Genomic DNA, 13,366 nt, shown 5'->3' with positions numbered 1-13,366 from the left:
TCCCCAAGGGTATAAATAAGTAACACCAAGCCCCACCCAAGCGCACCCAACACCTTCAGCGCACCATTTCAGCGCCCCGAATGCACCGCAAAAACCACCCGCAAACGGTCAAATGCGTCAAAAGTTATACGGATGCGACATTAAGGTACGTTCGTGCCACCGTTTAACGCCGCCGACCGCTCTGGATCTTGCATTGGGTATGGGGCCTGCATAAGTATCCGCAGGCACGACTCACGAGGTCGTACCTCACAACTAAAAAATGACAACAAATCATGAGGCCAACATGCTTAAACACGCGGTCATTCCGTTTCTAGTCGGCGCAGGCTTGTTAGCCTCCGCACCTTTCGCCACCGCTGCGACTAACCTGGTGTTCTGCTCCGAAGGGAGCCCGGCCGGTTTTGATCCAGGCCAGTACACCACCGGAACCGACTTCGACGCCTCAGCCGAAACCATGTTCAACCGCCTGACCCAGTTCGAGCGCGGCGGCACCGCCGTGATTCCTGGTCTGGCGACCAAGTGGGACATTTCCGATGATGGCCTGACTTACACCTTCCACCTGCGTGAAGGCGTCAAGTTCCACACCACCCCGTATTTCAAGCCGACTCGTGAATTCAACGCCGACGACGTGCTGTTTACTTTCAACCGCATGATCAACAAGGACGACCCGTTCCGTAAGGCGTACCCGACCGAATTCCCGTACTTCACCGACATGGGGATGGACACCAACATCACCAAGATCGATAAAGTCGACGACCACACCGTCAAGTTCACCCTGAAAGAAGTCGACGCCGCGTTCATCCAGAACATGGCCATGAGCTTCGCGTCCGTGCAGTCCGCCGAATACGCGGCCCAACTGCTCAAGGATGGCAAAGCCGCCGACATCAACCAGAAGCCGATCGGCACCGGCCCGTTCGTGTTCAAGAGCTACCAGAAAGACTCGAACATCCGTTACACCGGCAACAAGGACTACTGGAAACCTGAAGACGTGAAGATCGACAACCTGATCTTCGCCATCACTACCGACCCATCGGTGCGTATCCAGAAGCTGAAAAAGAACGAGTGCCAGGTCACCCTGTTCCCGCGTCCGGCCGATCTGAAAGCGCTGAAAGAAGACAAGTCGCTGAAGATGCCGGATCAGGCCGGCTTCAACCTGGGCTACATCGCTTACAACGTGATGGATAAAGTCAAGGGCAGCAACGAGGCCAACCCACTGGCTGACCTGCGCGTGCGCCAGGCGCTGGACATGGCCGTGAACAAGCCGCAGATCATCGATTCGGTTTACCAAGGCGCCGGCCAACTGGCCGTCAACGCCATGCCGCCGACCCAGTGGTCCTACGACACCACCATCAAGGATGCCAAGTACGATCCTGAGAAAGCCAAACAGCTGCTCAAGGAAGCCGGCGTCAAGGAAGGTACCGAGATCGTCCTGTGGGCGATGCCGGTGCAGCGTCCGTACAACCCGAACGCCAAACTGATGGCTGAAATGCTCCAGTCCGACTGGGCCAAGATCGGCTTGAAAGTGAAGATCACCAGCTACGAGTGGGGCGAGTACATCAAGCGTTCCAAAGGTGGCGAGAACCAGGCCATGATCATTGGCTGGAGCGGTGACAATGGTGATCCGGACAACTGGCTCAACGTTCTGTTCGGCTGCGACTCGCTGAGCGGCAACAACTTCTCCAAGTGGTGCGACAAGAAGTTCGACGGCCTGGTGAAAGAAGCCAAACGCACTACTGACCAGGGCAAGCGCACCGAGCTGTACAAACAGGCGCAACACGTCCTCAAAGATGCAGTTCCAATGACACCTATCGCTCACTCGACGGTGTATCAACCCATGCGCGCCAACGTGCAGGATTTCAAGATCAGCCCATTTGGCCTGAATTCCTTCTACGGCGTCAGCGTCAGCAAGTAAGACATTGCAACGGCGGCGTTTCTGACGTCGCCGTTGCTTTATCTACCGGGAAAAAAGGAAAAGGCCTACACCCAAATCCGCCGCAGATGATTGCTTCGGTATAGGCGCGTCGACTTTTCCTACGAGCATTAAGGCAATTACGTATTTACTGCCAGAGGCACGGTGCCTACCGTCGCGTACTGACCAGTGTCTGCGTGGGCCACCGGTTTTGCCGTACGTATTGGATTGAGCTCAATGCGACCAGAAAGTCCCGGGATAGGGACCCTGACGCATTGCACAACACTAAAAAGAGGGAGCGTCATGCGCCATACCTTGATTTTTTCCGCACTGTTGGGCGCCGGCCTGTTGGCCGCCACGTCTGCAAGCTACGCCGCCAGCGACAGCCTGGTGTTTTGCTCGGAAGGCAGCCCGGCGGGTTTCGATACCGCGCAGTACACGACGGCCACCGACAACGACGCCGCCGAGCCGCTGTACAACCGCCTCGTCGAGTTTGAAAAAGGCGCGACCAATGTCGTACCGGGCCTGGCGACCAAGTGGGACATTTCCGAAGATGGCCTGAAATACACCTTTCACCTGCGTGAAGGCGTGAAATTTCATACAACCCCTTACTTCAAGCCGAGCCGCGATTTCAACGCTGACGATGTCGTGTTCACGTTCACTCGCATGCTCGATGCGCAACAGCCGTTCCGCAAGGCTTATCCCACCGAGTTTCCGTACTTCAACGGGATGAGCCTGAACAAGAACATCGCCAAGGTCGAGAAGACCGGGCCGCTGACCGTCGAGTTCACGCTCAACAGCGTCGACGCCGCGTTCATCCAGAACATCGCCATGAGCTTCGCTTCGATTCTGTCTGCCGAATACGCCGACAAGCTGCTGGCCGACGGCAAGCCGAGCGACATCAACCAGAAGCCGATCGGCACCGGGCCGTTCGTATTCAAGAGCTACCAGAAAGACTCGAACATCCGCTATACCGGCAACCCGCAGTACTGGGATCCGAGCCGGGTCAAGCTGAAGAACCTGATTTTTGCGATCAACACCGACGCTTCGGTACGCGTGCAGAAGCTCAAGGCCAACGAGTGCCAGATCACCCTGCACCCGCGCCCTGCCGATGTTGAAGCACTGAAGGCTGACCCGAAACTGCAACTGATTTCCAAGCCGGGCTTCAACCTCGGCTACATCGCCTACAACGTGCGCCACAAGCCATTCGATCAACTGGAAGTGCGTCAGGCGCTGGACATGGCGGTGAATAAACAGGGAATTCTCAACGCTGTTTATCAAGGCGCCGGCCAACTGGCCGTCAACGCCATGCCACCGACACAGTGGTCCTACGACGACACCATCAAGGACGCTGCCTACAACCCGGAAAAAGCCAAGGAACTGCTCAAGGCCGCCGGCGTGAAAGAAGGCACCGAGATCACCCTGTGGGCGATGCCAGTGCAGCGCCCCTACAACCCGAACGCCAAGCTGATGGCCGAAATGCTCCAGTCCGACTGGGCCAAGATCGGTCTGAAAGTGAAGATCGTCAGCTACGAATGGGGCGAGTACATCAAGCGCACCAAAAACGGCGAGCACGACGTCAGCCTGATCGGCTGGACCGGTGACAACGGGGACCCGGACAACTGGCTGGGCACGCTGTACAGCTGCGACGCCATCGGCGGCAACAACTACTCCATGTGGTGCGACCCGGCTTACGACAAGCTGATCAAACAGGCCAAGGTCGTCACCGACCGCGACCAGCGCACCGTGCTTTATAAACAGGCCCAGCAATTGCTTAAACAGCAAGTGCCGATCACGCCTGTCGCCCACTCGACGGTCAACCAGCCGTTAAGCACCCGGGTCGAAGGGTTCAAAGTCAGCCCGTTCGGCCGCAACGTGTTCTCGGGTGTCAGTATTGATTAAACCAACCGATTAGCCGCAATGCTGAGGGGAGCCGTCTACTCCCCTCACGCAAGCGCTTTGCCGAAATTCGCCCATCCGGCTTTTTGCAAACGTTTGCGATGTGTGAACGAGTTCTAAACCAATAACCGGCATACCAAAAAAAGCCGGGATAAAAAGAAAGTAAAGGAGCTTCACCCATGAAACTGAGCAGCACCGCGATACTGGCCCTGGCCATCAGCAGCATCACTGCTACCGCGTACGCCGAACCTGCAAGTCAGGAGTTCGTCCCTACCACATTGGCCGGCAGCAGCGCCCAAAGCGAGGCCAAAGGCTTTATCGATGGACAAAGCCTGGGCGGTACAACCCGTAACTGGTATGCCAACGAATTGCGTCGTCGCGACGACCGTTTCAGCTACGTGAAAAACAGCGACAAGAACACCACGCCTACCGTTCGCACTCCGACGCCACGCCGGATCAACTGGGTGCAAGGCACCATCGTCAACTACACCTCGGGCTTCACCCAAGGCACCGTGGGCGTGAGCACCGAAGTCGCCGCTTATAACGCCATTGTGCTGGATCGTGATCGCAAGGACATTGCTGGCGGCTCCAACCGGACCCTGGCGGATTCCGACGGCGACGCTGTCGACCAATGGAGCAAGCTGGGTCTGGCCAATGTCAAGCTTCGTGTATCCAACACCACATTGACCGCAGGTCGCCAGAACTTCAGCACGCCGATTGTCGATGTCATCGGTAACCGTCCGCTGCCTTCGAGCTTTGAAGGTATTACCCTGCACAGCGAAGAGTTCAACAACCTGTCGTTCGACGCGGGTGGCTTCGACCGCGTTTCCCCTCGTACCGAGCAGAGCCTGTCGAAATTTCGCACCGAGTATTCAGCCACTGGCGTGGAGACCGACAAGGTTTACGTTGCCGGCGTCAACTACCAACCGTTCAAGAGCCTGAAAACCAGCTTTTACGGTTCCAACGTGGAAGACTTCTGGAACCAGTACTACTTCGGCGCAACCCACGAACTGGGCGACAGCCAAGTGCTGAGCCTGACCACCGGCCTGAACTACTACAAGACCGTCGACGAAGGCAAAAAGCTGATGGGCAACATCGACAACGACACCTATTCGCTGTCGCTGGGTCTGGCCCACCAGGCCCACAGCCTGACCTTCTCGTATCAACAAGTGAACGGTAACGAGTACTTCGACTACCTGCACGAAACCAACGGCATCTACCTGGCCAACTCCCTGCTGTCGGACTTCAACGGTCCGAACGAGAAGTCGTTCCAGATTGCCTACGGCATCAACATGGCCGAATACGGCGTGCCGGGCCTGAAGTTCAACATCTACCAGGCACGCGGCTGGGGCATCGACGGTACTCACTACCGTGGCACCGCTTACACCATTCCGGATGACAAGCGCGGCGACCTGAGCCTGATGGATGGAGAATCCCACTACGAATACGGTGTCGGTGCGTCCTACGCAGTGCAAAGCGGCCCGCTCAAAGCCACTGCAATTCGCGCGACCTACACCACTCACCGCGCCAGCGAGCACCAGGCTGACGGCAACATCAACGAGTTCCGTCTCGTAACCACCATCCCGTTCAACATTCTGTAAAAACGCCAACCGACGGCTGACTCATGATGAGTCGGCCGTTCGGTTTTCTGTCTTCAACCGATTGCAGAGGGTTATCGATGAAAATGCTTCCCCTACGTGCGGCCATCGCGGCTGCGTTGCTGAGTGTCGCTGTCGGCGCCTCGGCCAAACCCTTGGTGGTCTGCACCGAAGCCAGCCCGGAAGGCTTCGATATGGTCCAGTACACAACTGCAGTCACGGCGGACGCTGTGGCCGAAACCATCTTCAATCGCCTGGCCGATTTCAAGCCCGGCACCACCGAAGTGATCCCGGCGCTCGCCGAGTCCTGGGACATCAGCGAAGACGGCCTGACCTACACGTTCCACCTGCGCAAAGGCGTCAAGTTTCACACCACCGAATATTTCAAGCCGACCCGCGACATGAACGCCGACGACGTGGTCTGGAGCTTCCAGCGTCAGCTGGACCCGAATCACCCGTGGCACAAACTGTCGAGCGTGGGCTTCCCGTACTTTGAAAGCATGGGCTTCAAGGAACTGCTCAAAAGCGTAGAAAAAGTCGACGACAACACGGTCAAGTTCACCCTGACCCGTCGCGAAGCGCCGTTCCTGGCTGACATCGCCATGGCGTTCTCGTCGATCTACCCGGCCGAATACGCCGACCAGTTGCTCAAGGCCAACAAGACCGGCGATCTGAACAACAAGCCGATCGGCACCGGCCCGTTCATCTTCCAGCGCTACGCCAAGGATGCGCAGGTGCGCTTCAAGGCCAACCCGGATTACTTCCGTGGCAAGCCGCCGGCCGACGCGTTGATCCTGGCGATCGCCACCGACAACAACGTGCGCCTGCAAAAGCTCAAGGCCAACGAGTGCCAGGTTGCGCTGTATCCGAAACCGGATGACATCCCGAGCATCAAGAAAGACAGCAAGCTGAAAGTCGACGAGCTGGACGCGATGACCGTTTCGTACATCGCCATGAACACCCAGCACAAGTACATGAGCGACGTACGCGTGCGCAAAGCCATCGACATCGCGTTCGACAAGGAAGCCTACGTCAACGCGCTGTTCGGCAAGGGTAACGCGTCGGTGGCGGTCAACCCGTACCCGCCGACCCTGCTCGGCTACAACCATGACCTGAAGAACCCGCCACGCGACCTCGACAAGGCGCGCGCGCTGCTCAAGGAAGCCGGGGTTCCGGAAGGCACCACCTTCACCCTGTTCACCCGCAACGGCGGCGGTCCGACCAACCCCAACCCGATGCTCGGTGCGCAAATGATGCAGGCTGACCTGGCGAAAGTCGGGATCAAGATCGACATCCGCGTGATGGAATGGGGCGAGATGCTCAAGCGCGCCAAGGCCGGCGAGCACGACATGGTCTCGGCCGGATGGGCGGGCGACAACGGCGACCCGGATAACTTCCTGACGCCTATGCTCAGTTGCGAGGCCGCCAAGAACGGCGAAAACTACGCACGCTGGTGCAACGAGAAATTCCAGGCACTGCTGGATGAAGCGCGGGCTAAAGTAGATCCGGCCGAACGCGCCGCGCTCTACGAACAGGCCCAAGTGCTGTTTAATCAGGACCAGCCATGGATCAGCATGGCCCATACTCGGATGTTCACTGCAATGCGCAACAATGTAGAGGGCTACCACATCAGCCCTCTCACCACTAATAACTTCGCCACCACCCAGGTGAAGTAGATAAGAAACGCCCGGTGCTCCTGACCTATGGAACACCGGGCACGCCTAACCGGCTGATGAGGTACCACACAAGATGTTTAGTTTTATTGCCCGCCGACTGGGGTTGTTGATCCCCACGTTTTTCGGCATCACCTTGCTGACTTTCGCGTTGATTCGCATGATTCCGGGCGACCCCGTGGAAGTGATGATGGGCGAACGTCGGGTCGACCCCGAAATGCACGCTCAGGCAATGGAACGCCTGGGGCTGAACAAGCCGCTGTATGCCCAGTACCTGGACTACATCGGCAAACTGGCCCAGGGCGATCTCGGTGAGTCGTTGCGTACCCGTGAAAGCGTGTGGACCGAGTTCACCTCTCTTTTCCCGGCGACCCTGGAACTGTCCATGGCCGCCCTGCTGTTCGCTGGCATCCTCGGGCTTCTGGCCGGGGTGATCGCGGCACTCAAACGAGGATCGCTGTTCGACCACGGGGTGATGGGCATCTCCCTCGCGGGCTATTCGATGCCGATCTTCTGGTGGGGCCTGATCCTGATCATGTTCTTCTCGGTGAGCCTGGGCTGGACTCCGGTTTCCGGGCGCATCGACCTGTTGTATGACATCGAGCCGAAGACCGGCTTCATGCTGATCGACACGCTGCTGGCCGATGACGTCGGCGCGTTCTTCGACGCCCTGCATCACCTGATCCTGCCGGCGATCGTGCTCGGTACCATTCCGCTGGCGGTGATTGCGCGGATGACCCGTTCGTCGATGCTCGAAGTGCTGCGCGAAGACTACATCCGCACCGCCAAGGCCAAAGGCCTGTCGCCGTCGCGCGTGGTGTTCGTGCATGGTCTGCGCAACGCACTGATTCCGGTGCTGACCGTAGTCGGCCTGCAGGTCGGCACGCTGCTGGCCGGTGCGGTCCTGACCGAAACCATCTTCTCCTGGCCCGGCATCGGTAAATGGCTGATCGAAGCCATCGGCGCCCGGGACTATCCGGTGGTGCAAAACGGCATCCTGTTAATCGCCTGCCTGGTGATTCTGGTCAACTTCGTGGTGGACATCCTCTACGGCTTTGCCAACCCACGCATCCGTCATCAGCGCTGAGGTCAATACCCATGAGCACTCCAACATCCTCAGTAGCCACCGCCTCGTCCGCCGTGGATCAAAGCCTGCTGTACCCGTCGCCGTACAAAGAATTCTGGCAAGCGTTCTCGAAGAACAAGGGCGCCGTTGCCGGCCTGCTGTTCATGCTGCTGATCATCTTCTGCGCGATCTTCGCGCCGTGGGTCGCGCCGCATAATCCGAGCGAGCAATACCGTGACTTCCTGCTGACGCCGCCGGCGTGGCTCGAAGGCGGGCAGATGCAGTTCCTGCTCGGCACCGATGAACTCGGCCGTGACCTGCTGTCGCGTCTGATCCAGGGTTCGCGCCTGTCGTTGCTGATCGGCTTGTCGTCGGTGGTGATGTCGCTGATTCCGGGGATCCTGCTGGGTCTGTTTGCCGGTTTCTTCCCGAAAGTGGTCGGCCCGACCATCATGCGTCTGATGGACATCATGCTCGCCCTGCCGTCGCTGCTGCTGGCCGTGGCGATCGTCGCCATCCTCGGCCCTGGCCTGATCAACACCGTGATCGCGATTGCCGTGGTTTCGCTGCCGTCCTACGTGCGTCTGACCCGTGCTGCCGTGATGGGCGAACTGAACCGCGACTACGTCACCGCCGCGCGTCTGGCCGGTGCCGGTCTGCCGCGTCTGATGTTCATCACCGTGCTGCCCAACTGCATGGCGCCGCTGATCGTGCAGGCAACCCTGAGCTTCTCCTCGGCGATTCTCGATGCCGCTGCACTGGGCTTCCTCGGCCTCGGCGTACAACCGCCAACCCCTGAGTGGGGCACCATGCTGGCCTCGGCCCGCGACTACATCGAACGCGCCTGGTGGGTGGTAAGTCTGCCTGGCCTGACCATTTTGCTCAGCGTGCTGGCAATCAACTTGATGGGCGACGGCCTGCGCGATGCGCTGGACCCGAAACTCAAGAACGCCGCCTGAGGAGATTCAAATGTCACTGCTAGAAATCAAGAATCTCAACGTCCGCTTCGGCGACAAGACCGCGACCCCGGTGGTCGACGGCCTAGACCTCAAGGTCGACAAGGGCGAAGTCCTGGCCATCGTTGGCGAGTCGGGTTCGGGTAAATCCGTGACCATGATGGCGCTGATGGGCCTTATCGAGCACCCCGGCATCGTCACCGCTGACTCGCTCAGCTTCGACGGCAAGGACATGCTCAAACTGAGCAATCGTCAGCGTCGGCAGATCGTCGGCAAAGACCTGTCGATGGTCTTCCAGGACCCGATGACCGCGCTGAACCCCAGCTACACCGTCGGTTTCCAGATCGAGGAAGTGCTGCGCCTGCACCTGAAAATGTCCGGCAAGCAAGCGCGCAAGCGTGCCATCGAACTGCTGGAAAAGGTTGAGATCCCGGGCGCCGCCAGCCGCATGGACGCCTACCCGCATCAACTGTCTGGCGGTATGAGCCAGCGTGTCGCGATCGCCATGGCGATTGCCGGCGAGCCGAAACTGTTGATCGCCGACGAACCGACCACCGCGCTGGACGTGACGATTCAGGCGCAGATCATGGATCTGCTGCTGGCGTTGCAGAAAGAGCAGAACATGGGCCTGGTGTTGATCACTCACGACCTCGCGGTCGTGGCGGAAACCGCCCAGCGTGTCTGCGTGATGTATGCCGGCCAGGCGGTGGAAGTCGGTCAGGTGCCGCAACTGTTCGACATCCCGGCGCACCCGTACAGCGAAGCGCTGCTCAAGGCGATTCCCGAGCACAGCCTCGGCGCCTCGCGTCTGTCGACCTTACCGGGCATCGTCCCGGGCCGTTATGACCGTCCGCAGGGTTGCCTGCTGTCGCCGCGCTGCCCGTACGTGCAGGACAACTGCCGCACCCAGCGTCCGGGCCTTGATCCGAAAGCCAACAGCCTCGCCCGCTGCTTCTACCCGCTGAACCAGGAGGTGGCGTAATGGCCGTCGTACTTACCGCCCGCGACCTGACCCGTCACTACGAAGTCTCCCGTGGCCTGTTCAAGGGCCACGCCACCGTGCGCGCGCTCAACGGCGTGTCGTTCGAACTGGAAGCCGGCAAGACCCTTGCCGTGGTAGGCGAATCGGGCTGTGGCAAATCCACCCTCGCCCGCGCCCTGACGCTGATCGAAGAGCCGTCATCGGGCTCGTTGCAGATCGCCGGTCAGGAAGTTGCCGGCGCCGACAAGGCCGAGCGCAAGCAACTGCGCAAAGACGTGCAGATGGTGTTTCAGAGCCCGTATGCGTCGTTGAACCCACGGCAGAAAATCGGTGATCAACTGGCCGAGCCGCTGCTGATCAACACCAAGCTGTCGGCCACCGAACGTCGCGAGAAAGTCCAGGCGATGATGAAGCAGGTCGGCTTGCGCCCTGAGCATTACCAGCGCTATCCGCACATGTTCTCCGGCGGTCAGCGTCAGCGTATCGCCCTGGCGCGGGCGATGATGCTGCAACCGAAAGTGCTGGTGGCGGACGAACCGACTTCGGCGCTGGACGTGTCGATTCAGGCCCAGGTGCTCAACCTGTTCATGGATCTGCAGCAGGAGTTCAACACCGCCTACGTGTTCATCTCGCACAACCTCGCGGTGGTGCAGCACGTGGCCGATGACGTGATGGTGATGTACCTCGGCCGCCCGGTGGAACTGGGCCCGAAAAACGACATCTACGAACGCCCACTGCACCCGTACACCCAGGCCCTGCTATCGGCGACCCCGACGATTCACCCGGACCCGAACAAGCCGAAAATCAAGATCGTCGGCGAACTGCCCAACCCGCTGAACCCGCCACCGGGCTGTGCTTTCCACAAGCGCTGCCCGTACGCCACCGAGCGTTGCACCACGGAAGAGCCGCTGTTGCGTGAACTGGATAATCGGCAGGTGGCTTGCCACTACGCCGAGCAATTCCTCGACGGCGCGGCGTAGGCCCACGAAATATCTCATGTGGGAGCGAGCCTGCTCGCGAATGCGGTGTAACAGTCACCAACATTGTCGACTGAAATGACGCTTTCGCGAGCAGGCTCGCTCCCACAGGGAGTTCGTGTTGATTCAGGAATTCATGCGATAACAAAACCCCTTCCACCTCGATTGCGCATCAGTCGAGGCCGAAGGGGTTTTTCTTTGCCCGGCGATCTACGTCTGGCTATCGCCTTCGTCATCCGGGTCATCGGTATCCGGATCGTCCGTGGTCGAGTCGTCGTCATCGGCGCTGCCACCCTGATTCATATCCCCCGGTTCCGACTCGGACTTGGCGAGCATCAGGCCGCTATGCCCGACCTGCCCATTGAACGCTTGAGATTCGTGATCCTCGCACTCGGCCCACGCCGTTGCGGTGCCGAGGGATAGCATCACCATTACTTTCAACAACATCAAAACCCGTAGCAATCTGCTTTTCATGGCCGACTCCATCCTGTTGCGCTAAGACATGCTTGCCGGACTGGCTCGATGTGAAATCTAGTTGCGATCCGACCGGCTCACCACTTAGGACGCGACCGCGCAGGCAGAAATGCCATCGACCGCCAGATTGCTTTCGAATAACCCTGATAACCGAATCAGCTAAGCCCGCGCGTGGCCTGCCAGGTCAGTGGAATGGAGATCAGCACCAGCAGCGCGCTCATCAGCCACACACTGTGCCCGCCAAACTGGCCATACAGCTGACCGCTGAGCACCGGCGACAACAACGCGCTGGCGCTCCAGCTCATGAAGAACAGCCCGAAGTACTGACCGCTTTTGCCGCTCTGGGCAAACTGCATCGCCAGTACATTCAACGGCGGCATGAACAAGGCCTCGCCCAGCGTCCAGATCAGCGTCGACAGACAGACAAAAGCCAAGCCGGAACCGAACGGCAACATGCCCAGCCCACAGGCCAGCAACAAGCTGCCCGCGAGCATCTGCCAGCGCGAGCCCCAACGCTCGACCGAGTGCGACAGCGGAATCTGCAAAGCGATCACCAACAGCGCATTGAGCCCGAACTGCCAACCGATCGCCTCTGTGCTCAGGTGGTAGTAATCACGCAGATAATTGCCCAGCGTGCTGTACACCGTGTCGAACGCAATGCCGAGCACGGCCGTCGCCGCCAGCAGCCAGAGGAACGGCTTGTCGCGAAGCGGCACGCTCGAGCCATCGATCGATTCGTCTTCAACCACCAGCACCGGCCGCCGCCACGTCGTGCGCACGAACCACAGCAACGCCAGCATCGTCATCGCCGCACTGACAAAAAACACCCAACGAAAATCCGCCTGAGCCAACACTCCGCCCGCCACCCCGGCAGCGGCCATGCCCAGATTACGCGCGACCCGGCTCAGGGCTTGCGCACGGGAACGTTGCGCGACCTCGCAATACTCCATGATCAGCCGCTGATGCAACGTCCGAATCGCGCCATCGATGACACCGCTGAGCAACAGCAAACCGGCAAGCCACGGCACCTGCGTCACCAGCCCCAACAGCATCAGCACCCACACCGAAACGAAAAACAACGCCGCTGTCAGCCGCGCCGTGCGCACATGATCACTGAGCCAGCCGCCGAGCATCGAACCGACCAGCAACCCGGCGCCATAGGCTGAGAGCAACCAGCCCACGGTTTCAATCGCCAGGCCCAGCTCCTGACGCAGGTACAGCGCCATGAACAGCTTGACCATGGCGCTGAGGCGGTTGATGAACAACAGCGCCGCGAGGACCCAGGCCATGGGGGTGAAATAGCCTTTAAGAAGCAGCAGGGGATTCAGCCGACTTGTCACTCCATTGACCTCTTCGAACGACTTGCAGGGACTGGAACACTACCGGTCAACATGGCGGTTGTCGCATACCAGCACATCCAAAACACGGGAAAAAGGAACCGCCCTACAACACGCTGTAAGAAATGTCGCAGGCTGAGAACTTTTGACCTTGCTTTTCAGGCTCGCAGTCTTCAACGACCGAATTGGATTGAGTGCATCAAACAGAAAATCGTCGGCTCGCAGATTGCCTTCGCGAGCAGGCTCGCTCCCACAATTGGATTGGGGACGACCTCAAGAAACAGGCCGGCTGTCAGGCCGCCATCGCGAGCAGGCTCACTCCTACAATTTGACCGCGTACCTCCTCAGAAACAGGCCGGCTGTCCGGCCGCTTTCGCGAGCAGGCTCGCTCCCACAATTGGATTGGGGCGACCTCAAGAAACAGGTCGGCTGTCAGGCCGCCATCGCGAGCAGGCTCGCTCCCACAGAAAAGCAAAGCAGCGCAGCTGCCCGCGGCAA

Annotated in this window: 10 protein-coding genes and 1 pseudogene; 8 read left to right on the top strand and 3 right to left on the bottom strand. The window is 59.4% G+C overall.

The genetic code is table 11. The features are described 5' to 3' along the window. Positions 1 to 283 precede the first annotated feature (283 nt). The 8 genes from D8U71_RS23985 to D8U71_RS23950 all read left to right on the top strand — a co-directional run bounded on the left by D8U71_RS23985 (position 284) and on the right by D8U71_RS23950 (position 11,060). Positions 284 to 1,909 (top strand): ABC transporter substrate-binding protein, encoded by a 1,626-nt coding sequence (locus tag D8U71_RS23985; protein ID WP_016771716.1) that lies wholly within the window; start codon positions 284 to 286, stop codon positions 1,907 to 1,909. Positions 1,910 to 2,209: 300 nt separating this feature from the next. Then, positions 2,210 to 3,808 (top strand): ABC transporter substrate-binding protein, encoded by a 1,599-nt coding sequence (locus tag D8U71_RS23980; RefSeq protein WP_024011591.1) that lies wholly within the window; start codon positions 2,210 to 2,212, stop codon positions 3,806 to 3,808. Between the two features lie 176 nt (positions 3,809 to 3,984). Further along, positions 3,985 to 5,406 (top strand): OprD family porin, encoded by a 1,422-nt coding sequence (locus D8U71_RS23975; RefSeq protein ID WP_016771718.1) that lies wholly within the window; start codon positions 3,985 to 3,987, stop codon positions 5,404 to 5,406. A gap of 77 nt (positions 5,407 to 5,483) precedes the next feature. After that, on the top strand, positions 5,484 to 7,079 hold the full coding sequence (locus tag D8U71_RS23970) for an ABC transporter substrate-binding protein (protein WP_024011590.1): 1,596 nt from the start codon (positions 5,484 to 5,486) through the stop codon (positions 7,077 to 7,079). Between the two features lie 73 nt (positions 7,080 to 7,152). Next, positions 7,153 to 8,163, top strand: a complete 1,011-nt coding sequence (locus tag D8U71_RS23965) for an ABC transporter permease subunit (protein ID WP_016771720.1) — start codon at positions 7,153 to 7,155, stop codon at positions 8,161 to 8,163. An 11-nt stretch (positions 8,164 to 8,174) separates the two neighbouring features. Then, a complete protein-coding gene (locus tag D8U71_RS23960; protein WP_130888826.1) occupies positions 8,175 to 9,101 on the top strand; it encodes an ABC transporter permease subunit in 927 nt (308 codons plus the stop codon). A gap of 10 nt (positions 9,102 to 9,111) precedes the next feature. Then, a complete protein-coding gene (locus D8U71_RS23955; protein ID WP_016771722.1) occupies positions 9,112 to 10,080 on the top strand; it encodes an ABC transporter ATP-binding protein in 969 nt (322 codons plus the stop codon). After that, positions 10,080 to 11,060 (top strand): peptide ABC transporter ATP-binding protein, encoded by a 981-nt coding sequence (locus tag D8U71_RS23950; protein WP_016771723.1) that lies wholly within the window; start codon positions 10,080 to 10,082, stop codon positions 11,058 to 11,060. Before D8U71_RS23955 ends, D8U71_RS23950 begins: the two co-directional genes overlap by 1 nt. 19 nt (positions 11,061 to 11,079) lie before the next feature. Here D8U71_RS23950 and D8U71_RS28680 read toward each other — a convergent pair. From D8U71_RS28680 to D8U71_RS23935, 3 genes and pseudogenes are all read right to left on the bottom strand, one after another. Further along, positions 11,080 to 11,205: pseudogene (locus tag D8U71_RS28680) on the bottom strand (metal ABC transporter ATP-binding protein); the annotation flags it as partial. Between the two features lie 62 nt (positions 11,206 to 11,267). Further along, complete coding sequence (locus D8U71_RS23940) at positions 11,268 to 11,531, bottom strand: hypothetical protein (RefSeq protein ID WP_071174375.1); 264 nt, start codon at positions 11,529 to 11,531, stop codon at positions 11,268 to 11,270. A 155-nt stretch (positions 11,532 to 11,686) separates the two neighbouring features. Beyond that, entirely contained in the window at positions 11,687 to 12,820 is a 1,134-nt protein-coding gene (locus tag D8U71_RS23935) for an MFS transporter (protein ID WP_241663634.1), read from the bottom strand. Positions 12,821 to 13,366 lie beyond the last annotated feature (546 nt).

The organism is Pseudomonas sp. Sample_21 (assembly GCF_004307525.1).
In the GTDB taxonomy this organism is placed as follows: Bacteria; Pseudomonadota; Gammaproteobacteria; order Pseudomonadales; family Pseudomonadaceae; genus Aquipseudomonas; species Aquipseudomonas atacamensis.
The sequence above is the reverse complement of the archived record's forward strand: the minus strand, read 5'-3'. Positions and strand labels throughout refer to the sequence as shown.